Annotated in this window: 25 protein-coding genes; 22 read left to right on the top strand and 3 right to left on the bottom strand. The window is 44.4% G+C overall.

Annotated features, from left to right (window positions below; all coding sequences use genetic code 11):
- The first annotated feature begins 137 nt into the window (after positions 1-137).
- From cypC to DNH61_RS04900, 6 genes are all read left to right on the top strand, one after another.
- Positions 138-1397, top strand: coding sequence for a CYP152 family fatty-acid peroxygenase CypC (gene cypC, locus DNH61_RS04925; RefSeq protein ID WP_111145566.1), 1260 nt, complete (start codon positions 138-140; stop codon positions 1395-1397).
- Between the two features lie 176 nt (positions 1398-1573).
- Positions 1574-1879: a hypothetical protein gene (locus DNH61_RS04920; protein ID WP_111145565.1), complete on the top strand. Its 306-nt coding sequence runs from the start codon at positions 1574-1576 to the stop codon at positions 1877-1879.
- Positions 1880-2214: 335 nt separating this feature from the next.
- Positions 2215-3264, top strand: a complete 1050-nt coding sequence (locus DNH61_RS04915) for a pectate lyase family protein (protein WP_111145564.1) — start codon at positions 2215-2217, stop codon at positions 3262-3264.
- Positions 3265-3644: 380 nt separating this feature from the next.
- Positions 3645-4655, top strand: coding sequence for a tripartite tricarboxylate transporter substrate binding protein (locus DNH61_RS04910; RefSeq protein ID WP_111145563.1), 1011 nt, complete (start codon positions 3645-3647; stop codon positions 4653-4655).
- A gap of 27 nt (positions 4656-4682) precedes the next feature.
- On the top strand, positions 4683-6212 hold the full coding sequence (locus DNH61_RS04905; protein WP_111145562.1) for a tripartite tricarboxylate transporter permease: 1530 nt from the start codon (positions 4683-4685) through the stop codon (positions 6210-6212).
- Positions 6209-6664: a tripartite tricarboxylate transporter TctB family protein gene (locus DNH61_RS04900; protein WP_181438586.1), complete on the top strand. Its 456-nt coding sequence runs from the start codon at positions 6209-6211 to the stop codon at positions 6662-6664. The genes DNH61_RS04905 and DNH61_RS04900 overlap by 4 nt, the downstream gene beginning before the upstream one ends.
- Positions 6665-6704: 40 nt before the next feature.
- Here DNH61_RS04900 and DNH61_RS04895 read toward each other — a convergent pair whose 3' ends face one another.
- The 3 genes from DNH61_RS04895 to DNH61_RS04885 all read right to left on the bottom strand — a co-directional run bounded on the left by DNH61_RS04895 (position 6705) and on the right by DNH61_RS04885 (position 10028).
- On the bottom strand, positions 6705-7730 hold the full coding sequence (locus DNH61_RS04895) for a cytochrome d ubiquinol oxidase subunit II (RefSeq protein ID WP_111145560.1): 1026 nt from the start codon (positions 7728-7730) through the stop codon (positions 6705-6707).
- Positions 7727-9055, bottom strand: coding sequence for a cytochrome ubiquinol oxidase subunit I (locus tag DNH61_RS04890; RefSeq protein WP_111145559.1), 1329 nt, complete (start codon positions 9053-9055; stop codon positions 7727-7729). Before DNH61_RS04890 ends, DNH61_RS04895 begins: the two co-directional genes overlap by 4 nt.
- A gap of 127 nt (positions 9056-9182) precedes the next feature.
- The gene (locus DNH61_RS04885; RefSeq protein WP_111145558.1) at positions 9183-10028 is read right to left on the bottom strand and encodes an alpha/beta fold hydrolase; all 846 of its coding nucleotides are present in this window, start codon (positions 10026-10028) and stop codon (positions 9183-9185) included.
- A gap of 236 nt (positions 10029-10264) precedes the next feature.
- On the opposite strand from DNH61_RS04885, the gene DNH61_RS04880 reads away from it, so the two are divergent.
- The 16 genes from DNH61_RS04880 (at position 10265) to DNH61_RS04790 (ending at position 25106) form a co-directional block, all read left to right on the top strand.
- Positions 10265-10876, top strand: a complete 612-nt coding sequence (locus DNH61_RS04880; protein ID WP_111145557.1) for a carbon-nitrogen hydrolase family protein — start codon at positions 10265-10267, stop codon at positions 10874-10876.
- A gap of 441 nt (positions 10877-11317) precedes the next feature.
- Positions 11318-11617 (top strand): hypothetical protein, encoded by a 300-nt coding sequence (locus DNH61_RS04875; protein WP_111145556.1) that lies wholly within the window; start codon positions 11318-11320, stop codon positions 11615-11617.
- 1083 nt (positions 11618-12700) lie between these two features.
- Positions 12701-12943, top strand: a complete 243-nt coding sequence (locus tag DNH61_RS04865) for a hypothetical protein (RefSeq protein ID WP_111145554.1) — start codon at positions 12701-12703, stop codon at positions 12941-12943.
- A gap of 334 nt (positions 12944-13277) precedes the next feature.
- Positions 13278-13532, top strand: coding sequence for a hypothetical protein (locus DNH61_RS04855; protein WP_220036923.1), 255 nt, complete (start codon positions 13278-13280; stop codon positions 13530-13532).
- Positions 13533-13758: 226 nt separating this feature from the next.
- Entirely contained in the window at positions 13759-14403 is a 645-nt protein-coding gene (locus DNH61_RS04850; protein WP_111145551.1) for a hypothetical protein, read from the top strand.
- Positions 14404-14602: 199 nt separating this feature from the next.
- Positions 14603-15247 carry a RipA family octameric membrane protein gene (locus tag DNH61_RS04845; protein WP_111145550.1) on the top strand — a complete coding sequence of 215 codons (645 nt, stop codon included), beginning with the start codon at positions 14603-14605 and terminating at the stop codon, positions 15245-15247.
- A gap of 367 nt (positions 15248-15614) precedes the next feature.
- Complete coding sequence (locus DNH61_RS04835; RefSeq protein WP_111145549.1) at positions 15615-16373, top strand: hypothetical protein; 759 nt, start codon at positions 15615-15617, stop codon at positions 16371-16373.
- Positions 16370-17176, top strand: coding sequence for a radical SAM protein (locus DNH61_RS04830; protein WP_111145548.1), 807 nt, complete (start codon positions 16370-16372; stop codon positions 17174-17176). The genes DNH61_RS04835 and DNH61_RS04830 overlap by 4 nt, the downstream gene beginning before the upstream one ends.
- A gap of 595 nt (positions 17177-17771) precedes the next feature.
- A complete protein-coding gene (locus DNH61_RS04825) occupies positions 17772-18854 on the top strand; it encodes a YaaC family protein (RefSeq protein WP_181438585.1) in 1083 nt (360 codons plus the stop codon).
- Between the two features lie 343 nt (positions 18855-19197).
- Positions 19198-19797, top strand: a complete 600-nt coding sequence (locus tag DNH61_RS04820; RefSeq protein ID WP_111145546.1) for a hypothetical protein — start codon at positions 19198-19200, stop codon at positions 19795-19797.
- A 228-nt stretch (positions 19798-20025) separates the two neighbouring features.
- Entirely contained in the window at positions 20026-20688 is a 663-nt protein-coding gene (locus DNH61_RS04815; RefSeq protein ID WP_111145545.1) for a hypothetical protein, read from the top strand.
- A 288-nt stretch (positions 20689-20976) separates the two neighbouring features.
- A complete protein-coding gene (locus DNH61_RS04810) occupies positions 20977-21357 on the top strand; it encodes a hypothetical protein (protein ID WP_111145544.1) in 381 nt (126 codons plus the stop codon).
- Positions 21358-21611: 254 nt separating this feature from the next.
- Positions 21612-22613, top strand: coding sequence for a DUF4365 domain-containing protein (locus DNH61_RS04805; RefSeq protein ID WP_181438584.1), 1002 nt, complete (start codon positions 21612-21614; stop codon positions 22611-22613).
- Positions 22614-22798: 185 nt separating this feature from the next.
- Complete coding sequence (locus DNH61_RS04800; RefSeq protein WP_146240946.1) at positions 22799-23341, top strand: hypothetical protein; 543 nt, start codon at positions 22799-22801, stop codon at positions 23339-23341.
- 227 nt (positions 23342-23568) lie between these two features.
- A complete protein-coding gene (locus DNH61_RS04795; protein WP_111145541.1) occupies positions 23569-24075 on the top strand; it encodes an outer membrane protein assembly factor BamD in 507 nt (168 codons plus the stop codon).
- A 254-nt stretch (positions 24076-24329) separates the two neighbouring features.
- A complete protein-coding gene (locus DNH61_RS04790; protein WP_111145540.1) occupies positions 24330-25106 on the top strand; it encodes a hypothetical protein in 777 nt (258 codons plus the stop codon).
- Positions 25107-25798: the final 692 nt, after the last annotated feature.

Below are 25798 nucleotides of genomic sequence, written 5' to 3'. Positions count from 1 at the left end.
CAGCTGTTTTATGCAGAAGTGCGCTGTTCAGTCATTCGTTTGCCTGGTGTCTGAATCGGGTAACAGATGTTATCAGCAGGTTTTATACATAGAAGCTAACTTATATCGAACGAAGATTAAAAGGAGGATGTGCTTAGATGTCAGCGAATCAATCCATCCCTCATGAGAAAACACTGGACAGCAGTCTAGCACTGCTTAACGAAGGCTATCTGTTCATTACGAACCGGTGCCGTGAATTTGAATCGGACTTGTTCCAAACCCGTCTGCTTGGTGAGAAAGTGGTCTGTATGCGAGGACCGGAGTCAGCCAAACTGTTCTATGATCCGGAACGATTTCAGCGCAAGGGAGCTGCACCCAAACGTATTCAGAAGACTTTATTTGGCGAGAATGCCGTTCAGGCTATGGATGGCAAGGCCCATCAGCACCGCAAGCTGCTCTTCATGTCCCTGATGACGCCGCCGCGAGTTGAGACTTTGAAGACATTAATTAGAAGTGAATGGCTGCATAAATTCAATGCCTGGCAGCAAAGCCGTGTGGTTCTCTTCGATGAGGCGCAGGATGTGCTCTGCCGGGCGGCCTGTGCCTGGTCTGGCGTTCCGCTGAAGGAAGAGGAGGTCCGCGACCGTGCGAAGGATTTTGGAGATATGGTAGATGCCTTCGGTGCGGTCGGCATGCGGCACTGGAACGGCAGGCGTGCGAGAAGAAGGGCAGAGGCCTGGATCCAGGAGCTCATCGAACAGGTGCGGGCGGGGAAGCTTGCGGCGGAGGAAGGAACAGCGCTCCATGAAATGGCGTGGCATCGTGACCTGGAGGGTAACAAGCTGGATACCAAGATGGCTGCCATTGAGCTGATTAATGTCCTCAGGCCAATCGTAGCCAATGCGACCTTCATTGCGTTCGGCGCGCTGGCGATGCACGAGTATCCGGAGACCCGGCAGAAGCTGCGCAGCGGAGACGAAGCCTATAGAGAACAGTTCGTTCAGGAGGTGCGCCGTTTCTACCCGTTCGGCCCGTTCCTTGGCGCCCGGGTGAAGAGCGATTTTACATGGAGAGGATATGAGTTTGAGGAAGGGGGACTTGTCCTTCTTGATCTGTATGGCACCAACCATGATGAACGGGTGTGGAATGAACCGAATGCATTTAAGCCAGAACGCTTCCAAGAGTGGGCTGGCAGCCCATTTGATTTTATCCCGCAGGGCGGCGGTGATGCGTATACGGGCCACAGGTGCCCGGGCGAGGGCATTACCATCGAAGCGCTTAAGGTGACATTCGACCTGCTGGCGAATGAAGTGGAGTACAAGGTGCCTGAGGATCAAGATCTCAGTGTCAGCCTGGTCCGCATGCCATCGCTTCCTGAGAGCGGCTTTATCATCGAACAGGTTCAGCAGCGAAGCTGATATTCATCAGCGGGTTCAATCCAGCAAGTCCGGTCCAGACAGGGGCCGGGCTTTTTTTGCACGGATAATCTTCGAAAAGGCACCTCCTCTGCCGATAGTATAGGTAGGGCTGACTTCAGCAGCTCAAAGTGGAAGCGGAATATTATTAATTGTTTCAATCCAAGGGAGGACATCAGATGAGCGACAGCTATAAGGTAGTTCAGCAGGTAGAGATAAAGGATATTAATAATGAACCGATTCTGACGGTGCCTTTCGTCTACGGTACCACAACCTTTCCATTTCAGATCGGCGGTCTTGTAGTCGTTCCCAAGATTGGCCTGCGGGAATTTGAAGTTGTATATGACACACGGACCGACGAAGCAGAGCGGATTGAAATCATCAGCGTTGAGTACGATCTGCGCACCAAGCCGCAGGGCGGAACGATTATTTTGAAGCCGACAACGCTCATCATCGGACTGCATGATGTTGGTCAGGCTACCTGATCTCAGCAAGAGCAGTGCCAGCACTAAAGCCGCTTAATGCGGCTTTTTTTCATTTCAGTTTTTGTGCTAATCAGCCAATCCGTGATAATAGTCGACAGATGTCTTCCGTAATACAAGCCAGTTGATTCAGCAGCAGTCACGGTTAGCGGGCGGAAAGGGTACTCATTCCCCATGTAAATATGGAAGCGGTTACGTTAAAATGGAAATATCCTGCTTTGCAGGATCGCACTCATCTCACGGTTCGAAAGGAGGCAGTGTCAGCTTTATTTTTGATAACGCTTACAGTTTGTCGCTTAGCCGCCGGGCAATTACACATTGAAAGGGAGTGTTAAATAATGAAGAAATCTTTGAAAGCGATCGCAGCCGGCGTGCTGCTGGTGTCTTTGCTGCCATCCGCAGCTTGGGCCAAGATCACGGGGGCTGAAGAGGCTGCGCAGCAGAGCGCCTCAGCTTATAAGGTGGACAGTTTATACGATCCGGACAAGGGCTTAACCGGTTTTGCCACGATGAACGGAGGTACGACTGGCGGAGCAGGCGGTGATGAAATTACGGTCTCGACTGGTGCTGAGCTGGAGGCTGCGCTCAAGGCGAAGAAGAGCTCTGCTGTTCCGCTGACCATCTATGTAACTGGTGTGATCACGCCATCCAACTCGAGTGATAACAAGATTAATGTCAAGGATGTGCAGGACGTCTCGATCATAGGTGCGGGAAGCGGCGCGGAATTCAACGGCATCGGCATCAAGGTATGGCGCGCCAGCAACATTATTATCCGGAACCTCACGATTCACCATGTGAATATTGGCGATAAGGATGCGATTTCCATTGAAGGACCGGCGTCCAATATCTGGGTGGATCATAATGAGCTGTATAACACCCTGGATTCGGATAAGGACTACTATGACGGCCTCTTCGATGTGAAGGGGACAGGCGCGGAATATATCACGTTCTCTTACAATTATCTGCATGACGGCTGGAAAACAATGCTGGTCGGCTCCTCAGACGGAGACAGCTATGACCGCAAAATTACGATGCACCACAACCGGCTGGAAAACGCGAACTCCCGTCTGCCGAGCTACCGTCACGGACAGGGGCATATTTACAATAACTATTACGCCAATATACTTGGCACAGGCATTAACTCGCGGATGGGCGCGAAGCTCAGAATCGAGCATAACGTGTTCGAGAAAGCGAACAACCCGATTACCTCACAGGACAGCAAGCAGGTCGGGTACTGGGATGTCCGCAACAACCTGTTCGTAGACAGCACCGGCAGTATGCCGACTACTTCCACGGTCAGCTACACACCGCCGTATTCCTACAGTCTGGATGCTGTGGGTGATGTGAAGAGCAAGGTGCTGGCACGGGCGGGCGCCGGTAAATTGTAGGTTAGCAGTATGAAGTGCAGCTGGAGCGGGAATGTCCCGTCTCAGCTGCACTTTTTGTGTCAGCCTAATCACTGCCGTCTTGTTCGCCTCTGATCAGCTGTTCCATTCCTGCTGGCAAAGCTTATCCGTTAGGGAGCGGAGATGCTCTGGAACGTCTACATGGCACATGAATGCTCGAAAGGTCTCTTATTATGGGCAAGTGTGCTTCCTATAAGCCTTCGATCATTGCAGCCAGCCGCCTGGAGAAGCCTTCATCCTGTTTGGGATGGGCTTCTCTTTTATTTTATTCATTAAATTATCGGGCTATAGTGGAATGTTTCGGCGTGCTGCGTATGCTGTAGAAGGACTGTCATGAAGCGGAGGGATTGAAGTTGCGAAGAATGAAGCAGATAGGAGCATTGCTGCTGATCATCCTGCTCATGGGGCTTGCGGGCTGCTCGGCAGGGAGCGGACCGGCAGCAGAGGGCAAGGGCGAGCATCCGGGTGCTGAAGGGGATACAGGAAGCGCTGCAGGCTTCCCTAAGCATCCCATAACGTACAGCATCCCGTTTGATCCGGGCGGCCAGTCCGATCTGGAGGCCCGGCGACAGCAGCCGCATCTGGAACGTATCCTGCACACATCGGTTGTCATTACCTACAAGATTGGCGGAGGCGGTGCAGTAGGGTGGAGCGAGCTTGCGGGCAAGAAGCCGGACGGTTATTTTATGGCTGGCATCAACGTGCCGCATATTATCCTGCAGCCGCTGCTGCAGAAGGATGCGGGGTACCAGACGGAACAGCTGGAGCCGGTGGCGATTTTTCAATCGACGCCTGTCGGGCTTGCCGTGCGCAAGGACAGCAGCATTCAGACGCTGGAGGATCTGATCCGGTTGGCGAAGGATAAGCCGGGAACCCTTACAGCAGCCGGGGTTGGCACGTATACGGGCCAGCATATGACCCATCTCTTATTTGAGAAGAAGACGGGAATAACGATTCAATATATTCCGTTCACTGGGGCTGCAGCTACTATTCAGAGCTTCCTTGGCGGCAACACGGATCTGCTCTGGGGAAATTCCAATGATCTGGTCTCCTATAAGGATGAATTCCGGCTCATTGCGATCGGCTCATCTGAACGTTTCACTGCTTTGCCGGATACGCCAACCTTCGTCGAACAGGATGTTGAGCTGACTGCAGGCATCGACAGAGGGGTTGCGGTTCCGCAGGGTACTCCGAAGGAAGTCATTCAGGTGCTGGAGATGGCGTTCCTGGAAATAGCAGCCGACCCGGACGTTATCCGCCAGATGACAGAGGAGGGCTTCGAGCCGAAAGCGATGGGCGCTGCCGAGTCGAAGGCCTATATCGAGCAATTAAGAGCTGAATATGAACCCCTAGTGGCAGAGCTACAACCTTAACCTAATCAGGCAGCGGAGGGGATTGATTTGAACGACTATATACCCGTTGTGTTCGAGGTGTTGTCTGACCCGCTGAACCTGCTTCTGCTGGTTGGCAGCCTTATCGCCGGCATTGTTGTCGGCGCGCTTCCCGGTCTTACCGTTACGATGGCGCTGGCGCTGCTGCTGCCCTTCACCTTCTCGATGCCGGCGGATACTTCACTGATTGCGATGGGCGGCTTGTATATTGGCGGGATGTTCGGCGGCTGTATATCGGCGATTCTGATTAATACGCCGGGAACACCGTCTGCGATCGCTACAACCTTCGACGGCTATCCGATGGCAAGGTCGGGCAAATCGCATCAAGCGATTGTAACAGCCGTGCTTGCTTCTGGCATTGGCGGAATTATCGGGGCGCTGGCGCTGCTGTTCCTGACCCCGGTGCTCTCGAGCCTGTCGCTGGCTTTCGGGCCGCCGGAGTACTTCTGGGTCGCGATGCTGGGTCTCAGCATGATCGCCACCTTATCCAGCGGCTCCATGCTGAAAGGGCTGATCGGCGGCTGTCTGGGGCTGCTGCTCGGAACGATCGGAATCGCCCCGATCGGCGGCGAGAGCCGGTTCACCTTCGGGCTGGCCCCGCTGGTTGCCGGACTGGAGCTGACCGTCGTGCTGATCGCCTTCTTCTGTATACCCGAGGTGCTGCGGATCGTCGAGAATCGTGTACTGGGAGAACGCATCGTATACCGCAGGGAAAAGGGTGTCGTCAGGCAGATGTGGAGCCGGCTGATCCGCCGGCCGTTCCTGCTGCTGCGTTCGTCCATTATTGGAGTCATCGTCGGCATTATACCGGGAGCGGGAGGGAATGTGGCTTCCATTATCTCGTATGATGCGGCGGTGAAATTCTCGAAGGATAAGCAGGCATTTGGCAAAGGAAGCTATGAAGGAGTTGCCGCGTCGGAGTCCGCGAACAACGCGGAGGTCGGCGGATCACTGGTGCCGCTGCTGTCGCTGGGCATACCCGGTGCCCCGCCCGCGGCGATCATGATGGGCGCCCTGATGATCCACGGCATTACGCCGGGTCCTGGTCTGTTTACTTCCCAGGCGGGGCTGGTCTATACCTTCCTGTGGGCTTTTCTGCTGGCGAATGTACTGTTAATCGTGCTGGGGCTTTACTTCTCGGGGCCGATTGGACGAATCATCAACATCCGGATGGATGTGCTGATACCTGTTATTATCTTCCTGAGTACGATTGGCGCTTTTGCGATACGCAATAATTTCACGGATGTTGTCATGATGGTCATCATCGGTCTGGGCGCTTACCTGCTCTCGAAGATTGGTTTTCACCCCGCACCGATCGTGCTTGGACTCATTCTCGGTCCGATCGCTGAGGTTGGTCTTACCCAGTCCATTCTGATCGGCCAGGCGAAGGATCATGTGTTTGCCTTCTTCTTCACACGCCCGGTCTCGGTAGTGCTCATGGTGCTGTGTGCGCTGTCCATCGCTGCTCCGCTGGCCGATAAATGGCTGCGAAGCAGGCGCGGAAGCGGTCAGAGACAGGGAAAGGAGGAAGCGGAGTGAGACTGCTGAACAAGGATGTCATATCAGCATTCGTCCTGTTGGCTGTCAGCGTGGTCGTCTATCTGGAAACAGCCGGACTGAACGAGATGAGTGCTGTCTTCCCCCGTTACATCGGCCTGCTGCTTGGCGCATTAAGCGTGATTTACCTTGTGTTTAGTCTGCTTAAGCCTTCGGCAAAGGGGTTGTGGGAGGGAACGAATAAAGGCCGGTTGGCCGCTGCTGCTGCCGGAATAGCCGCCTACACGGGGTTGATATGGCTGTCAGGATTCCTGATCGCCAGCATACTGATGATGTTCGGCTTCATCAGCCTGCTCGGGGGCCGTGAGAGCCGCCGGCCGCTGCGTCTGCTGCAGGCTGGAGCCATTGCGATCCTCGTAAGCGGATTCTTCTTCGTTCTGTTCAAATACGTGTTCATTGTGCCGCTTCCTGCGGGGATCTTGTTCGGCGCCTAGGCCTGGGCGGCCGGCATTCAGGGCTTAACTGCCCGGCTGCTTACTCCGGTTTGATGTAGCGCTTGTCGGTCAGGAACAGCCGCCAGAACCAGACGAAGACCGGAAGCAGCACAAGGGTGCTGACCGTATACCCGATGAGCAGTGACCGGAACATCAGGGGATTGGTAAACCCTTGCTCCACCGTGAGATAGGGATAGATCAGATAAGGCAGATGGGCACTGCCATACCCTATGCTGGCAAGCGTATATTGGGCAGCTGTGACCAGGACCGCAACACGCGGCAGGCCGCGGCTGCCTCTGCTGTTCTTCTTCCACAGGGCCAGATAAGCACAGAGGAACGCCGCGAATGACAGGATAAACCAGGTCAGGTTATCGCGCATCCGCAGCACGATCCATTCTGCTTCGGGCAGCATGGCATAGGTCGCCAGGACACCCATAGCAAGCGCGATGGGACCGAGTGCCGCTGCGGCCTCGCGATATTGGCGGTAGGTCTGCTCATCCTCGGCTTCTCTGGCGTAGTCAGAGAGGAAGAGTGAGGACAGATACAGCTCGGATGCAATGCCGAAGCCCACATAAGCATAGACGGTAGGGCTTGTGAACACTTTGCCAAGCAGCAGGTGAGGGGCTCCGTCCTCCATAGTAATAAACCCGCCGAGCGTCACGGGCAGCACGGTCATTAGCAGGCCGGGTATGAGCAGGCCGGTAATGCCGGAAATCCAGAGCAGCGGGACCGTGTATTCCTGGGATGTGTAAGCGAAGACCATGAAGGCGCTGCGCAGCGTCAGCAGGATCAGGACGAGGCTGACCGGCACCAGCAGAGCGGTTCCCAGCATGAAAGCGCCGCGCGGGAAGAAGCCGATTACCGCCACGACAAGCAGGACGAGGAAGGTGTTGGTCACCTTCCACGAGGGAGAGAGAAACCGGTTGGCAATCTGCCCGGCCCTAGTATCCTTCCTGCGTCCATAGACCAGCGCCCAGAAGCCTGCTCCCATATCGACTGAACCAGCGAAGGCATAAAGGAGCAGAAAGAACCAGATGAGCGATATGGCGATATTCATGTCGCTCATAGTATTTCTCCCTTCTGCAGATCAACCGACACGGGGAACTTCCGGAAATACAGCCGCATGAAGAAGCCGGTCACGACAAGTAAGAATAGATACAGGGACAGGAACAAGAAGAACAGAGTTCCCACATTATCTGCCGTCGTTGCCGCCTCGTGCGTGTATTGGATATGGTAGATCGTCCAAGGCTGCCGGCCGGTACAGCTGAAGATCCAGCCAGTCTCAATGCCGAGTATCGCCAGCCCGCCGGTTGGGACAAGCATGCGAAGCATCCAGGGGTTCAGCCGTTTGCGGATCCACTGCATGAACAGCGAGAATGCGGCGATGAAGATCAGGAGGCTGCCGATGCCTACCATCAGGTTGAACAGGACATGCACATGCAGCGGCGGCCAATGCTCGCGCGGAAACTCGTTTAAGCCTTTCACAACGGTATCAAAGCTGTCGCCTGCCAGGAAGCTCAGCATGCCTGGGATATGGATGGCGCCGATGATCCGCTGCGAATCACCATCGACCCAGCCGCCGAGCGCGAGCGGGGCATTAGCCTGAGTTTCAAATAAGCCTTCCGCCGCTGCCAGCTTCTCCGGCTGGTACTCGTGCAGCATCTGGGCAGTGGCATGTCCGTTGAAGGCTGTGCCCAGACTCATGGCAAGTCCCACGAAGAGCGCGAGCACCAAGGCCTTCTGATGGAACTTGCGCTCCCGCTCCTCGCGCTGGCCGCGAAGCAGCTTATACGCAGCGATGGACACAACCGCGAATGCGCCCGTCATATAAGCGGACAGCAGGACATGGGAGGCTGTTGTCCATACGCTGGGGTTAAAGACCGCTGCCCACGGATTGACGTCAAGTATTTGCCCGTCTTCGATTCGGAACCCTCTTGGGGTGTTCATCCAGGCGTGAGCATCGGTAATGAGAAGAGCAGATGCGCTGGCGCCAAGCGCTACGAAGCCGACACTGATAATCCGCATGATGGGAGTAAGCCGGTCAGCCGCATAGACATAGATCGCCATGAACAGGGCTTCCAGGAAGAAGGCCCAGATCTCGATCTGGAAGGGCAGCGCAATGACCTCCCCGACGATTTCCATAAAACCCGGCCACAGCAACGCCAGCATAACACCCACAATCGTGCCTGACGGAATGGCGACGCCAAGCAGAATCGCCTGCGCGCGCGTCCATCTCTTCGCCATCAGGCCGAAGTCCGCATCTTTCTTCACATAATGGATGACCTCCGCCAGCAGGATCATGAACGGAATGCCGACACCCAGTGTTGCGAATATAATGTGAAAGCCGAGCGATGATCCCATCAGCGCCCGTGACATCGTAACCGTATCCATCCATAAAGCCCCCTGTGACTGGAAAATTTCAACACAGGGGTTATTTTGGCTAACATTTACCAGTTCTATTCCGGTAAGGTGGTTCTGGTTCTCTCCTCAAGAGGAAGAAGCATAGTTATCTCGGTCTCTATTGAAGGGCCCACTCGGCAAGGATGCTGCGAAATGCTTGCGGCTCCTCCAGCATAGGCGTATGACCGCTGTGTTCGAAATGAACCAACCGTACATGCGGGTTGCGAACATCAATCCCGTCCCACAGCGAAGAAGGGCCAACCAGATAATCGTAACGCCCTAAGCCGATAAGGACCGGAACCTTCAGGTCTGCTATAATCCGGGTTAAGTCCATGCTGGCGAAAGCTTCCCCCCACAGGTGGTCTATGGCCGGCATGTTCGTATACACATCATTCCATAGTTGATCTCCGCGGTACGCATAATCGTAAAAGCTGAGCGCAGCCATCCGGATACACATGTGTGCAAACCGTCTGTCTGGTTCACGCTCCAGATCAGCAGCAAGCTGTGCCATATCCTCTTGGAATTGCTGCTTGCGCTCGGGGCTTGCTTCTTCCTCAAAACATTGCATGCTCAGCTGCTGTCTCTCCTTGCTGTTCGAGGGAGCCGTACACAGAAGCACGGCAGAGCGGATATGCTGCGGATAGAGTCGGGCATATTCGGCTGCCATGAAGGCATGGCCGGAGTGGCCGAGGATCACGAAGTCCTGCAGGGACAGTAAGGAACGGAGGGCTTCGATGTCACCGGTTATTTTATCAAGTGTATAGTCCTCAGGCTTCATATGTGCGGGAGGTTTAATGAAGCCCCGGTGATCCAGATGGATGAACTGCAGGCCGTCAGAGGCCGCTCCGGCAAACAGGCGAGGGTAATAGATACTGCTGCCTATGACGAGAACAGGTACGCCCGAACCTTCTATTCGATAGGATAGCTCGAAGCCATCCCTCATGATTACACCTTGCGACAGCATGATACGTCACTCCTTGGTTCGATATTACTTTCATTATAGTTCGTGGTCGTCCAGTATTTTCCTGTCAGCAAAATTATAGCAGAAACGCTAGTTTACAGGAGCAGAAGAGAGAGTTTAATCTAATATTTATAGTAGCGGATGCCAGTGATATGATCGGATTAAAGAAGGGTTACCTAATCAGAAAATATAGTGTAGTAGTCTTGCGTGCTGTTACTGCCGAGAGAGGGAGATATTTAATGAAGATATTGATCTGCCAGCCCAAGCTGGAGCCGAAGCTGCGGCAGCTTCATCATGAGCTCATCGCCCATCCAGGAATAGATGCCGTTATCGTGCCGGAAGGGTACATGAATGAAAATGTGGAGGAAGCCTGCCAGCTTGCGCATGAGTTCAAGGTTGCGATTATCGGCGGCTACCGCCGAATGCAGGAGCGTCCCAAGGACCGGGCGATTGCGATCGACCGGGAAGGGCGGATTGTGCTGGATCGGATCAAATACAGCGACACAGCCTTTGCAAATGTAGACGGTTGGCGGGTCGGCCATATCCTGTGCGATGAACTGATCCAGCAGGGACTGCGGACAGAAGACCAGCGCAGCGCTGACTTGATCGTTCATCCGATTGGCGTCGGCATGTTCAGCGAAGCGCAGTTCGATGAGTGGATTGATAAGGCAAGAGCTATCGCTGCTGAACGCGGCTGCTACATGATCGGAGTCAGCCATGCTGACGGCTCCTACGGCGACACCGGTGTGTCGATTTCGATCGCTTACTGCTTCAACAGGCAGGGAGAGACTGTTTTTATCGCGCGCGGGGAAGCGGGAAGCAGAGTTGTGGAGCTGGAGCTTGGAGGATAGAAGTTGTCTGTATGTTCGTTGTCTGTATAATGAGGGAGTGTTTGCGGATATGGGACGGATACAGGCAGATTTCAGTGTGAGAAAATTACTTTAATTCAGCTGGTGTAGGGCTGTACAATGTTAACATACATAGCAATTCTTAATAAAAGCCGAAAGCATCGGGATACAAAGTCAATAGGACTTTGCTATCCTTTTTTTATTTCCAGAAACTAGATGCGGTGCTATAATTGGAGGAACATTATGGTCAAACTCTCAGTTATTAAATGCAATGAATGGACTTTGCATGTGCGCATGGACCCTGCCATGGTTGAACATTATGTAATCGTTAGGTTTTGACCGAGTAGCTAGGAATGCGAAGAGGGCAATGCCTTCTAATCCTGCTGCTAGTAGAAGTACTAAAGTATCTATTCCTTAAAGACAGACAACTAAGGAGTAAGTCTGATGAAAGTTTTTCGTAAGAATACTAGAGAGCTACTTGTAAATCAGAAGAAGTTTATTTGTTTGGTTGACGAAGGCGATATTAACGTTAAGATGCGTATCTATTCTGGCATACATAAAAGTTCTTTTGTTGAGATTACCTTTGAGTGGGGTGTAGTTCAGAGAATCAATCTATATAAACCTAATATTATGGCGAAAATAATTAGTCATCTATTAGATCAAGGCTGGGATCCATTTAGTAAAAATCAAATTCTTAGGATAGAAGATGGGTTGTCTTTCATTGAGAAACGATCGCTGGGCTGAATCGTTGGCCACTTAAGCAAGGAAGTGTTCGTGAATGCTAGAAAGCTTACGAAAATACAGCAGAATTAAAAACCATATCTGGAGCGTTTAATGGATAGAATATACCAAGAGATACGAGAATACACCGATCAAGAAGTCAAAGATATTCTTGAACGACAAGTGATAGAGGAGCTAATTCTATTACCACTAAGAAATCGACCTGGCGATGCGATCGCTTCGCTTAATCGTCGGTAGCTTAAGCCTGTGAGGGTTCGTGAATACCAGCACGTTATTTGAAGATATACTTTAACAAGAAGAAAGTTCTTCGAGAAAAGAAAATGAGAGATATTCATTATAGCGTTTTAATAAATTTTTTGAGGTGATGCTATGCATCCGTTTTTAACTTATATATTATTTTTGTGCAGTATTCCGCTTTTAGTTTTAATAATTCTACTCATGTTCTACCCTGCATTTTGGGTGTTTTTGATTCTTGCTGTGTTGGGATTCTTTGCTGTATCGCATAACAGACAAAAGGAGAAGGGATTTTTGGATTGCATTAGTGGTTATAGTCATGGAGACCAAAAGAGAATTCTATATATTTATCCGGATCGCATAACAATTGATGATATTGAAATTATTTGTTTTGAAAAAATAAAGAGCGCATCTATGCATAAACGATCCAATTGGGTACGTACAGGTGGAGGTTTTGGCGTTAAACGAGAGTACAAGACACTCAGTATTTCTTATATAAACAAAGATGGAAACTCAAGCGTATATACTTTCCTATCTTGCAAAAATCCTAACAACTCGTTTGACCGAATATGCGAAAAAATCAATAATATGGTCGGGTATGTACCTCCTCAAGAGATGTCCCAACTACCCCATGAACTTTAAATCTGAAGTTGATATTAAAAGTAATTCAAGGATGGAACATCATCAGATAACACCACATTTACGCATCGTTGCTGACGCTCCTCGGTCCGGGAAGACTTTTCTAAGGTGTATTGCCGGACACATTCGCACTGGCTAAGAAAGGAGCTATCTAAGTTAGTGGAACGTCGTAAATATCTGAACGTTAGATGAATTGTCGATGAAGGTGATTTTATGGGTGAAGAGCGTCGTAAAAACGAAAATATTATATCAAGACCTTTTATTTGGTGCCTGGTCGGGAACCTAATTGCTGACGGCAGATATTTAATAGATGACAAAGTAGTACATGTATCTGGTACCAGCATTTCAAACCAAATACCAAGGTTTATTGTTCTCCATATATGTGAGGTGATGGATATGAAAGAATTAGAGTGTATGGAAGAGCAAGAGACAATAACAAGTTTATACCCGTTGTAATGGAAAGTAGACTTATTACGAACTGGAGGAAGCAAAAAGTGCTTGAACCATACGTTCACAGAAAGAATTCGGAAGAACGAGATAAGTGGTACTCTTCAATTGAATCGGAAGATGTGATTAATGAAATGCTTCTAACACCGCATTCAAGCTGCGGGCCGCTGTCGCGTCCCTCGGTCTGCCTCAGGATTTTCGAGGAAGAGGAATCAGGCGGACAATTCTGAACTGCCTAACCGCGTCGCAGCCACTCCCTTTGGTCGCTTAAGGCAGTGAGGGTTCATGAATGCAAGAACATCATGTGAATTATAAACGTAAAGTAATTCAGTGGAGGTATATAGTGCAACGAGAAATAATAACACAAATCATAAATGATTGGGATCCAATCGGTCTTCTTGATAGTGGAGCTCCTATTGATGAGTATGATTTAGAAATTGAAGAGATATTGTTGAATATGAATACTGGTACAGATGATATTGAACTAGCAAATATTATTTATAAATCTTTTAAAGACAAGATGGGTTTAAGTTTAAACAAGCTTGCATGTTTAAAATATGCAATGGAAATAAGTGGGGCTATTCAGCTATCTCAATGAAGCGTCATACTTCACATAACACCGCATTCACGCAACCGGGCATTAGCCCTCGGTCCGCAAGAAGCGTTATCGGAGAATCGGAATCAGCGGATAACCCTGCACTGGCTAAGTCTACGACCCGGCGGACCGATCGCCGCGCTGTATCAGTCGGTAGCTTAAGCCAGTGAGGGTTCGTGAATGCAAGAACGTTATGTGCAATCCATCGAAACTGAAATGGAGCTAATTCATGGAAGATTTAAACCGAACACAAAACAATCAATCGAATATCGTGTTTTACTTCATGCTATCCATTTCGATAATAGGATCAATCGTCATTTTATTTCAGAATATCTTTCAATGGACTATTGTGGAATTTTTTACACCTTTCATTGCTCAGTTCATCGAGATATTTGGATATCTTATTTTTGCTCTTTGTTCACTAATCGTTTTAATATATTTTGTTGTAGGTACGCAACGGCAAAGAACTAGACGCGGAATTCCCATCTTATTGAATATGATAGTTCTTATTCTAGTTATCGTTGTACCTTTCACCTCGATAACAGTAAACTTGAATTTCAGATTTAATAAATCTGAACGAGAAGAAGTAGTACAAATGATATTGGACGGATCAATTAGACCAAACGTATCCTATAATTCTGCTCTAATTCAATTACCAGATAACTATAAGAAGTTGTCCAAAGGTGGCGGCGAAATTGTAATCGAAGGTAATGGATCGGATGTTCAGGTTCTATTTTATACCTATCGTGGAGTAATAGATAATTATGCTGGATTCATCTATACGGCAGATGGAGGAAGGCCTAATGAAATATTTGGAGAATTTATACAAGTAGAAAAAATGGGTGAGAATTGGTTCTGGGTAAGCGCTACGTAGAGTGGACATCACATAACACCACATTCACGCTGCGGGACTGTCGTCCCTTGGTCCGCCCGAGGGTTTTCGAAGAAGTGGAACCAGGCGGACAATGCACTGCCTAACCGCATCGCGGCCGCTCCCGTTGGTCGCTTAAGGCAGTGAGGGTTCGCGAATGCCTGAACGTTATACGACATACCTGTAAAGGAGTTTGTAAAAAATGAGTAGAATCATTGAGCCAAAAGAAAAATTAATTTTTCGGGATAAAGAGAAAAATGAAAGGGTACTAGATCATATTTTGGATATAAGAAAGTTTGAAATCGAATTGTATTGGAAGCGGGCAACATACTTTTGGACCTTTATTGCAGCCGTTTTTGCAGGATATTTCCTCGTATCTTCTAAAAATGATTACACAAATAAAGAATTATACGAAGTGCAATTCCTAATTAGTTGTATTGGACTTGTTTTCTCTGTTGCTTGGTACCTTGTCAATAGAGGTAGTAAGTACTGGCAAGAAAACTGGGAAGCACTAGTTGGTGAATTGGAAGATGAATCTTTGGGACCGTTATATAAAACTACCATTGCAACCTCTAATCGAAGTGACTTTTGGAATCTAGTCGGGCGTTACTCCTTCTCAGTAAGTAAAATTAACATTATTTTAAGTCTATTTGTTTGTGTGATTTGGATATTATTAGCAAGCAAATCATTAAGTTCTTACTTTGAGAGATTTGAATTATTCGATGGGATGAACCTATTATTGATTTTATTGATTTCATCTCTTTTTATTTTTTTCTTTTTTAAATACGGAACAACCCGGAAAGAAAACAGAAAACAGGAATTCATCGATCGGGGTTATTCAAAGTAGTCAGGTGCGTCGTATAACACCGCATTCACGCATCGGAGCTAACGCCCCTCGGTCCGCAAGATGCATTTTGCGAGGAAGTAGAATCAGCAGACAACCTGCACTGGCTAAGTCTTCGACCCGGCGAACCGATCGCTTTGCTAAATCGGTCGGCAGCTTAAGCCAGTGAGGGTTCGTGAATACCTGCACGTTAGCTGAAATCTGGCGAGACGAAAAAAAAACAGGAGAAGAGTAAATGTATTCAAATTCCTTCTTAAATGTAAGTAAAACAGAAGTATCTCACTTCCATAACTTTTTAAATGAGAAATATTAATAAACCAACTAAAAAGTGTGATTAGATTTTAAACAAATTAATATAGTGAGGTCGAACATGAATAAACTGTATAAAGTAAATAGGGTTTTAGAAATAGTATTATTTGGTCTTTCAGTAGTTGTTATTAATTTTTTGTTGAGCAAAAGTTATTATATTTGGGTGTTAGTAACTTCAATTGTGATTATTATACTTGAGATTCTCATAAAAAACAAAGATTACAACCCCGTAATTAAGTTGGCAATTGCTAGAGAGAGGAAAATTAAAGAAATGGAGAGTTATGGGGTTACTAACCACTACTTTATGGATGATTTTGGGTCGAAAAATAAAAGAAATTCAGAAACTGGTAAGGCTATCGAAGATGCGAACGAAATGTTTCTACTTGCTGAAACAGGAAAATCTTACTTGGATATTCCTACAGACAGGCACTGGAAGAGTATTAAAGAAAGATTAAATAAAGGAGTACCTTTTAAGGTTCTACTTATTAATCCCTTCTGCGAAAATAAAAAAATTAGAAATCATCTTAATAATACAGATGGAATTGATCGGAAGTTAGACATTGATGGTCTGTTAGCTCTTAATAATAATTATGAACACTTAGAAATAAGATTTACTGACCAGGTTTATTGTTCTGTATTTTTTACAGATAAATATATGATTTATGATCCGTATCATTTAGGTAAAACCTCAGATCGAATAGAAAATAATTTTATTGCTATAGAGTTCGGGCGTGATAATCAAAATTACAATATATTAAAAAGTCATTTTAATAATTGTTGGAAACTTTCTAAATCAATGAAAGAGGTTATAGAGAAATGAAAAGAATTATTCTCACATACAATCAAAGCTGCAATTTAGCATGCGATTTTTGCTATGTGAATTTTCATCATCAAAAAATAGAAGACAAAGCATATGAAGTTGTAGCGAGAGCAATTTCATTGGATTTTAACGTGATTACCTTCGGTGGTGGAGATTCATTTAGTAAAAGCAGTTTCAGAAAAGCGTGTATATTAGCAAAAGAACATGGGTTATTTACTCAAGTGGATACTAATGGTATTTCAATTACTCAAAGCGATTATGAATTTATCGAAAAATACGTTGATTTAATTGGAATCTCTTTAGATGGAGTTGGGGAGGCTCATAATTCTATTAGGAAATCAAAAAACTTATATACTAAGGTAAATACAATTCTTGAAACATTAACCGATTTAAAAATTAGGATTAAAATTAATACAATATTAACAAAGCAAAACAAAAAATCTATATATGATATATATAGATATTTAATGAAGTATGATAATATAGATTGTTGGAGTATATATCAATTTTTCCCTATATCTGTCGCAAGAAAAAACAAAGATATGTTTGAAATTTTGAATAATGATTTTGACGATACTTTATCTTTTTTAGATAAGGAAGATAGTAAATTTAAAATTGAAAAATTTAAATATAGCGATAGAGTTACTGGCTATATATTTTGTGATGAGCAAGGAAAGCTTTATACGAATAGTTTAGAAGGTGATTATAGAGACATCTGCTCAATATTTGATCTTGATGTGGAAGAAAAACTATTTAGATTTAATGAGTTTATTAATCCTAAAACTAGAGATCGATATATATAAATTTACTATTTTCAAGTTACTTAACTAAAAACCATTAACTAATCTGTTAAACTAACGGGTACATTAGGATATGAAAGGTATTGCCGTCCATGGCAATCTTTGAATAGATAAGACCTCACCATCTGATAACACCATATCTTCAATATCTACGGTAGCTGGCGTGTTCTTGAGGTAGATGGTTAGGCTTTAGGACTGAATTAAGTGATCTAGAAAACAAATTTTCCAGAGATAATAAAATGTTTATTGAGGATATAAAAAGCAAACTATTTGTTGATTTGTTTCGTGATTTGTAGTTTCTCTTCCAAGTGTAATACTTGCGATAACACCGCATTCACGCATCGGGCTGACGTCCTCGGTCGCAGGTATGATTCGGTGTAGTAGTTGCTGCGACAACTCCCTACGGGAGATCGTGAATGAGAGAGACGTTAGGCGAAATTAACTTGAAAAGAAGAGCAGCTTGAAACACTCAGCTGGACAACCTTGCACTGCCTAACCGCGTCGCAGCCGTTCTCTTTGGTCACTTATGGCAGTGACGGTTCGTGAATACAAGAACGTTAGGCGAAATTGCTTAAATAAATATATGGAGGTTTGTTCGATGAGGTATGAAAGGATCCCAACCGAAGAACCCATCAGGCACTTATGGAATAGATTAGATGTACTAGCTAGCGTAACTGGTGCAACTACCTTTATCAAAAGAAGAGCTGAAGAACAAGGAATACAACTTGAGGACGATATTCTTGAGGAGAAGTCAAGGGGGCTAGCATTTTGTATTCGGAGTGCTAGAGAATATTTTAATACAAAAATTGAAGGTAACATTACATCTGCGAGCTTAGCCTATTATTATGGAACATTCAGTTTATTAAAAGCTTTATTAATAACCAAGATTGAAAATCCGCTCTCATTAAAGAGTATTGAGGAATACACGAAATATGGACATGGTTTGAAATCTTATGTAAACGAAGGTGTATTTCCAGAATCGGAATATATTATTATACTAACCAACGGATTCTTTGCAAAATTCCTAAGTATTTTTGGTTATGTTGTCCGTGATATTGGAATCTCCACAAGATACAATACATTTAGTGATTTAGTTAATGGTGCTGATGCACAAAAAATCATCTCTTTTAAGGATCTTGTAAGTAGAATTCCAGAGATTAGTGGGATGTTTATAGAGTTATTCAATGAACAACCTAGATACCTTGCCTACAATGCTCTAAATCATCCAGATCATCCCGAGATCGAAGTGAAATTCCAGAAGAATTCTGAGTACATTGCTTTTGAAGACGTTTACGATATTTTGGGCTGGGATGATTCCATTTCATTATGTAACTATGATGAATATGGTGAACAAGGTATAAAAACAATAACAAAAATTGATAAGAACTTAATTGTAAATAAACAGACACATTCAAGCGTATTGTCACAGACATGCTATGTGAAGCCACTTCATGGCATCAATGATGTGTTACTACTTGATTTTATGTTGTTATACCACATTAGTATATGGGTCAGGTATAGACCAGCACTATGGAGAGAACTCATAGATGGGGAACATGATAAGTATAGATCTCTAATTACGAATTTTATGATTGCTGTTGAACGTGTTGTCCCTAATCTTGTATTAGATAGGCTATATAACAAGAGACATTTATTCGCAGGATTTTCTTACTGGAGTTAAGTGCAACTTCGCCTTATTTATTCACACATCGGCGGAATGTGGCCTCGGTCCCAGAATTATTGAGTTTCCTTTTTTTGCTAATGGAATAGAAGGGACATTTGTAACTCTATAGGTTATTCAAAGAAGCAAGCAACTTCGCCTAACACCGTATTCACGCTGCGGGCCTGGCGGCCCTTGGTCTGCAGAGGCATTTTAAACGAAGCGGAATTAACAGACAACCCTGCACTGGCTAAGTCTTCGACCCGTCGATCTTATCGCTTCGCTTGATTGCTTGGCAGCTTAAGCCAGTGAGGGTTCGTGAATACAAGAACGTTATACGAAACCCAAGAAAAGAGGATAACAAATGATTTTAGATCTATTTAAGAAGAAAGATCCTTATGCTACTTTCTGGAAGTGGTTTGAAAGTAATGAATCGTATTTTCATAATAACTTTGAGACAAATAAGGAATTACTTTTTGATAATTTGAGTTTAAAGCTCAAAGAAATTGATGAGAACTTGACGTTCGAGATTAGCAATAATCCAGAACAAAAGAGAGAGTTAATTATTTCAGCAGACGGTATTGCGGACTCATTTGATAATGTAATCTCTTTGTGTGACGCAGCTCCGCCACTAAGAGACTGGGTTGTCATTCCTTTTAGACCCAGAATGGATTCTAAAGGAATAAAAGTAAACATGGGTGAGGACTCTCTGGGCTATAATGATGTTTATTTTACATATCAAAACAGAGGGCATTATATTGATCTCGAGGTATACATCAGGTTTGAAGAAGATAATAGACATCACTATGTAAATATGTACTTCATTCTTCTTGACTCATTAATTGGAGAATATGATGCTGTTTCGAAAATAGGAAATACAGAATTCTTTAATCTCAACAATGTTAACAGTCCAGAACTAATGAATTTTACAGAATTAATTAGAATCGTAGATGCTGTAAGATGATTCAAAGAAGTCTTGGGCTTCGTATAACACCGTGTTCACGCTTCGGACTGACGCCCTCGGTCCGGCAGGAGAGTGGTCTGGGGAGTGGGTGCAGCCGGACAACCCTGCGAGGCTAAGTCTTCGACCCGGCTCCCGTTGGTCGCCTTAAGCCTCTCGGGTTCGTAAACACAAACGTTATAAGAAATCAGCGCAAAAACGATAAACCAGCCATAATCCGGGAGGTTTTACATGAAGAATTTTATATACATTATCATAATAATGGGTCCGGCAATGTATTTTGGATTTACTGGAAGACCAACCGAGATGGGGATATCAGTTGTAGCTAGTGCATTAGCTATAACATTCATTAACATGGATAAATTTGAATTCTTTAAAGGTGCAGGTTTTGAAGCCCAACTTAAGAAAGTTGAGAAAGCAACAGAAGAAGCATATGCAACTATTGATGCACTAAAAACAGTTGCGGCACCAATAATTGCTGAAACATTACATTCAATTAGCCATGCAATGAGGTATTCGGCTGGTGTTGCAGAGATTCAAAGGAAATTGGACGCAAAGTACGAACTGGATAGAGTTGCAGAATCATTAGGACTAAAGTATGAACCATTGCAGAAGGAACAAGCGGATTTTTATAGGTTACATACATGGGATCTTTATAGCTGGGTAGTTGGTTATTTTTCAAAATTAAAGGTTGATAGTAAAGAAATTCAGCTATTGTTTGATGTTAGAAGTGAATATATAAATACCGTAAATTATCCATCAAGAGAGAGAATATTGGAGTTATTAGGGTCTGAGTATTCTAAAATAGACGAAGAAGGATTGGAAAGGATCGAGGATTACTTATATTTTTCAAAGAATAAAAAATTAAGAAGGCCAATAACTGAGGAAGAGTAATTAGGAAATGTTTTTAGGTATCTCGAAGATGGCGCTGACATCTTATAACACCGCATTCACGCTGCGGGCCGCTATCGCGTCCCTTGGTCCGCCTGAGGGTTTTCGAGGAAGCTGGGACAGGCGGACAACCCTGCACTGGCTAAGTCTTCGACACGGCGATCCGCTCGCTTCGCTTAATCGATCGGCAACTTAAGCCAGTGAAGGTTCGTGAATGCAAGAGACGTTATGCGTAATTAATGCAAGTCTGATCGAAAGACTTTAAAAGTTGTTACTAGGGAGACCAACTAAATGATATGGGTCAAAGTTATGATTTTAGTGTTTATTGTTGGGTTATTCACATCTATTTTTGTCGGAATGGTTAACAAAAAGTTTATGGTAGTTCCTATAATTTTCACTATAGTATCTGTGGCAATACTAATAGTTCCAGTTACTAAGTACTTGAATGATGTACATAAACAAGAGATTGAACGAGTAATAAAATCCAAAGGTGGAAAAGTACTTGAAATTGAAAGGAAGGATGAGAACAATCTAATTCGATATACCATTACATATGAAATTGAAGGTGTTGTCAAATCGGCTGAATATCTTGCTACAAAGATAGTAAATGATGTCCATGCAAAGGATAGATTCGGTCGAGGTGATGAATGGACATTTTATGAGACAGACTAGATTTAACCAGTAGATTCGAAGAGGGCATTAACTACGCATAACACCGCATTCACGCTTAAGGCCTAACGGCCTTCGGTCCTCGAGAAGTATTTGGCAGGGATGTATTTCAGCGGACAACCCTGCACTGGCTAAATCTTCGACCCGTCGATCCGATCACTTCGCTTAATCGATCGGCAGCTTAAGCCAGTGAGGGTTCGTGAATACATGCACGTTATATGAAACCAATGCAAATTACGATGGGAGATATTCAGAAGATGACATTTCCAAAAAGAAATAAGAATCAATTAATAGGAAGCATTGGGCAAACATTCTTTCAACATTTTGTTAATTCAGAACTTAATTGTATATATCACCCTATTAACCAAGAAAACGATTTTGGAATTGATGGATATATTGAACTAGTAGAAAATGAATATGTAACAGGAAGACTTATAGGTATTCAATTGAAGCATGGAAATTCTTTTTTTAAATCACAAACTAATGGAGGATATAAGTTCATTGGCGAGAACAAACATTTAAACTACTATTTAAATAGCCAGTCTCCAGTATATATTGTCATAATGGATGAGGGTTTTAAACGCATGCACTGGGTCCAGTTCGAATTAGATAAAACATCACCATATGGTGCTAATGGTTGGTGGATGGAAGTACCAAAAGGAAATTTACTTACAAGTAATTTTATATATGAACTATTTCAAACTTCAGGTCCTATTGTTGATTACGAAGAACAAATTAAATTAAACTGGGCAATTGACGGTCTCCTTCACGATTCCAAATTTAGAATCGTAGCAATTCCTAAAAATGAGATACTTACAGGAAGCTATGAATATTTAACTAGCTTTATTGAACGATTATCAAAGAATAAAGATATGTTAATAAAATCTAGGTCGACATTAGATATATTTTTTCCGGAATATGATGAAGATGACCGAGAGATTTTTCAAATACCAGAAATAATGACTTGGTTAAAAAACTCTATAGAAATAGGAATACCGTGGTTTTACTTTTTGAATACACAAAAAAAGAGTGCTGGAATAACATTGTTAATGCATTCCTTCTGTAAGAAAATCAATATATACGAAAAGGATAGAGGTTATTTAGTTGAATTCGACAAAAATGACTTAGGTCAATTCGTAGAACAGAACTACATTAATCTAAACACTTACATGGAAATAAATAATCTATCCTTAAAGATTAACAAAGAGATCTCATCAGGAATATTTGAGTACTTGAAAAAAAATTTACAAGAAATATAACAAATTTTGATTGCTAAATCAGGGAGGCATTGACTTCATATAACAATGCATTCACGCTGCGGGCCTCTCCGAGTCCCTTGGTCGCCAGAGGGATTTCGGGGGAGTGGATCCAGGCGACAACCCTGCACCGACTAACCGCATCGCGGCCGTTCCCTTCGGTCACTTAAGTCGGTGAGGGTTCGTGAATGCGGGAACGTTATCTGAAATCGAACAATTGCGGGGAGAGAAAAATGAAAAGTGAACTTAATATTAATCAAGTCATAGACCACCTTCATTATTGCGTTAACGAAGAAGGGGGCATTATTGATTTTCCATGGTGTAGTGAGTTGCTCTATCCATTTTATTTGCATTTTGGAGATCCAAATGAAAGATTTAGATCTGGGTCATTACTTGCCTTTTTTGGGTTGCTTTGTGAATGGGAAGATGGAAGTGGTTTCCCATTCTGCACGGGCATAGAAGAATATGAATGTCACAATTTTGAATGTTACATGGACCATTTTATAGAGTTGATGGACAGGACAAAACGGGATTATCCGAGTATTTATACTACCACAATATCGTCCTTAAAGAATCTTATTTATCATAATGACCTGATTGGTACATTTAAAAATATCAGTATGGATAAGCGACTTCAATACAAGAAATTTGTTGAAGATGAATATGCAGAGCACGACAAAATGGTTTATTTCATGGCTCTTAAAGAAGCTGGTATAGACCTGCAAGCGTAATCGAAGAAGTGTTCGACATCAGATAACACCGCATTCACGCTTCGGGTCGCTGTCGCGCCCCTTGGTCCGCCCGAGGGTTTTCGAGGATGAGAATCAGGCGGACAACCCTGCACTGCCTAACCGCATCGCGGCCGTTCCCTTCGGTCACTTAAGGCAGTGAGGATTCGTGAATGTCTAAACGTTATATGCAATCGTGGCAACAAAAATAAAAAGCAAAGAGTGAAACCATGAGATCTAAGTTAAAACTAATAATTTTAATGGCTACTCTTTTTAGTGTAGTTGGATGTAGTAGTTCTAAACCAATTACTAGTAGAACCCCAACAGAGGTAGAACTGCAGGACTTTATTGAGTCTAAGAGCTTAAATGTTCTAGCAAAGAAACAATATTTTGATCATGCAATTATTTTGGGGGTAGGTTCGGTCTTTAGTCTAGCAATATTAAATAGCAATAAACCACAATATCTTGGTAGCTTTTGGGATGGTGATCCAGAAGGGATAGATATAACTGCTGTAACACAACAATCACCTTTTATCGGAATAGTGATATATCGAAACGAAATTATTGAGCAGGGTACGAAGATGGAAATAGTGTTTGAAGACAGTAGTCTTGTAAATATTTCAATGAACGGTGAAGCTGCTTATATTATTGATCATCCGACAGGTAAATCAACTAACATCGATAAGACAAAAGTAAATATACACAATAATAATGATGAAGTGATTTGGACGAGATAAGAAAATGCAATTATGAAAGTAACTCAAGAAGGCCACGACAGCATATAACACCATATTCACGCATCGGGCATCCGCCCTCGGTCCGGCAGGAGTTAGAAGTGATTCGGAGAGGCATTTCAGTTTCGGGGAAGCAGGAGCAGCCGGACACATCGATCCCCCTAAGATAGGAGCTATCTAAGGGGGATCGACGTCGTGAATACAATAACGTTAGCTGAAATTAACCCAAAATCTATAAAAGAAGAGAGCGATTTTAAATGATGTCACCAATGCTCGCACATGCTATTGAATCATTTCAACATGGAATTGAACACCATTTTGATGGTACTCCAAGAAGTAGAAAATTTGCTATATTGCATGTTGACCATGCAATCGAACTAATATTAAAAGAAAAAGTTGTCTTGATGGGTAAGGGGATATATAAACAAGATGGACAAACATTATCATTGCATGAATCTCTAAGTAGTTTAGAAAAATCTGATATAAATATTCCAGAAAAACCAAGAATACAAGAGATTCACGATTTGAGAAATACAATTCAACATAAGGGATTGACTCCAGATAATTTTACAACACAATTCTTTATCAATTTTGCATATTTGTTTTTCAAGCGTTTTGCAGTTCAAGAGCTATCACTAGATTTTAGAGAAGTACTACCTCAAAAATATATTAACCTCATGGAAGGAACCCCTGAATTCGAGATTCCGGATATTCGACTTGATCTTAAATCTACAAAGGACATCGGAAGCTCTATTGAGAAAGTCATCAGGGCATACACAATTCTAGAACACATTTCATCGGCAATAATAGAAAAGGATCAACAAGTAAAAGGAATGCATAAGGCATTGATTATTTTAGGAGAACGAAAAGGTGTTGACAAAGAAAAATTAGATTATCTATTAAGTTCAATAAAAGCATTAAGAAACAAAGTAGTACACTCTGCGTATGTACCAACCGGATATGAAGTTGACAATTATATGAATCAGGTAGGACATCTATTAAGGCTTGTGGGCGCATTCGAGAAGAAGGGTTAACTTCAGCTAACACCGTATTCACGCGGCGGGCCTGAAGGCCCTTGGTCTGCAGAGGCATTTCGAGGAAGCGGATTCAGCAGACAACCCTGCGAGGCTAAGTGGCGGAGCCACCCGGTCCTAGCGGACCTTAAGCCTCTCGGGTTCGTGAATACAACAACGTTAACTGAAATCGACTGGATATAGAGCTTAGGGCAAGCAAATGACTACAAAGATTAAGACTTCAAAGATTAAGACTTCAAGTCAGAGAAACATAAAAGCTAGACATGACAACAAACCATAAAGAGCAATGTAGTATAAAGATTAAAATCAGTATAAAGACGAACCAGTATAAAGACGAAACCAGTATAAAGACGAAACCAGTATAAAGACGAAACCAGTATAAAGACGAAACCAGTATAAAGACGAAACCAGTATAAAGACTAACCCCTATAAGAACCGACAATGCTACAAGACATTACAAAAATACTAGAACTAAAAGATGACAAGGGACTATAGACATTAATAGGAAGCAATTTCGAAGAAGAGTCGACATCAGTTAACACCGTATTCACGCTGCGGGCCTTACGGCCCTTGGTCTGCAGAGGTTTTTCGAGGAAGCGAAATCAGCAGACAACCCTGCACTGGCTAAGTCTTCGACACGGCGATCCGATCGCTTCGCTTAATCGATCGGCAGCTTAAGCCAGTGAGGGTTC

The organism is Paenibacillus sambharensis, assembly GCF_003233845.1.
GTDB lineage: Bacteria > Bacillota > Bacilli > Paenibacillales > Paenibacillaceae > Paenibacillus_I > Paenibacillus_I sambharensis.
This window is presented reverse-complemented; position numbering and strand designations above follow the sequence as displayed.

Coding starts and splice junctions, on each gene's coding strand:
- cypC (WP_111145566.1), top strand. CDS start 138: ATGTCAGCGAATCAATCCATCCCTCATGAGAAAACACTGGACAGCAGT.
- DNH61_RS04920 (WP_111145565.1), top strand. CDS start 1,574: ATGAGCGACAGCTATAAGGTAGTTCAGCAGGTAGAGATAAAGGATATT.
- DNH61_RS04915 (WP_111145564.1), top strand. CDS start 2,215: ATGAAGAAATCTTTGAAAGCGATCGCAGCCGGCGTGCTGCTGGTGTCT.
- DNH61_RS04910 (WP_111145563.1), top strand. CDS start 3,645: ATGAAGCAGATAGGAGCATTGCTGCTGATCATCCTGCTCATGGGGCTT.
- DNH61_RS04895 (WP_111145560.1), bottom strand. CDS start 7,730: ATGAGCGACATGAATATCGCCATATCGCTCATCTGGTTCTTTCTGCTC.
- DNH61_RS04890 (WP_111145559.1), bottom strand. CDS start 9,055: ATGGATACGGTTACGATGTCACGGGCGCTGATGGGATCATCGCTCGGC.
- DNH61_RS04885 (WP_111145558.1), bottom strand. CDS start 10,028: ATGCTGTCGCAAGGTGTAATCATGAGGGATGGCTTCGAGCTATCCTAT.
- DNH61_RS04880 (WP_111145557.1), top strand. CDS start 10,265: ATGAAGATATTGATCTGCCAGCCCAAGCTGGAGCCGAAGCTGCGGCAG.
- DNH61_RS04875 (WP_111145556.1), top strand. CDS start 11,318: ATGAAAGTTTTTCGTAAGAATACTAGAGAGCTACTTGTAAATCAGAAG.
- DNH61_RS04865 (WP_111145554.1), top strand. CDS start 12,701: ATGGGTGAAGAGCGTCGTAAAAACGAAAATATTATATCAAGACCTTTT.
- DNH61_RS04850 (WP_111145551.1), top strand. CDS start 13,759: ATGGAAGATTTAAACCGAACACAAAACAATCAATCGAATATCGTGTTT.
- DNH61_RS04845 (WP_111145550.1), top strand. CDS start 14,603: ATGAGTAGAATCATTGAGCCAAAAGAAAAATTAATTTTTCGGGATAAA.
- DNH61_RS04835 (WP_111145549.1), top strand. CDS start 15,615: ATGAATAAACTGTATAAAGTAAATAGGGTTTTAGAAATAGTATTATTT.
- DNH61_RS04830 (WP_111145548.1), top strand. CDS start 16,370: ATGAAAAGAATTATTCTCACATACAATCAAAGCTGCAATTTAGCATGC.
- DNH61_RS04825 (WP_181438585.1), top strand. CDS start 17,772: ATGAGGTATGAAAGGATCCCAACCGAAGAACCCATCAGGCACTTATGG.
- DNH61_RS04820 (WP_111145546.1), top strand. CDS start 19,198: ATGATTTTAGATCTATTTAAGAAGAAAGATCCTTATGCTACTTTCTGG.
- DNH61_RS04815 (WP_111145545.1), top strand. CDS start 20,026: ATGAAGAATTTTATATACATTATCATAATAATGGGTCCGGCAATGTAT.
- DNH61_RS04810 (WP_111145544.1), top strand. CDS start 20,977: ATGATATGGGTCAAAGTTATGATTTTAGTGTTTATTGTTGGGTTATTC.
- DNH61_RS04805 (WP_181438584.1), top strand. CDS start 21,612: ATGACATTTCCAAAAAGAAATAAGAATCAATTAATAGGAAGCATTGGG.
- DNH61_RS04800 (WP_146240946.1), top strand. CDS start 22,799: ATGCGGGAACGTTATCTGAAATCGAACAATTGCGGGGAGAGAAAAATG.
- DNH61_RS04795 (WP_111145541.1), top strand. CDS start 23,569: ATGAGATCTAAGTTAAAACTAATAATTTTAATGGCTACTCTTTTTAGT.
- DNH61_RS04790 (WP_111145540.1), top strand. CDS start 24,330: ATGATGTCACCAATGCTCGCACATGCTATTGAATCATTTCAACATGGA.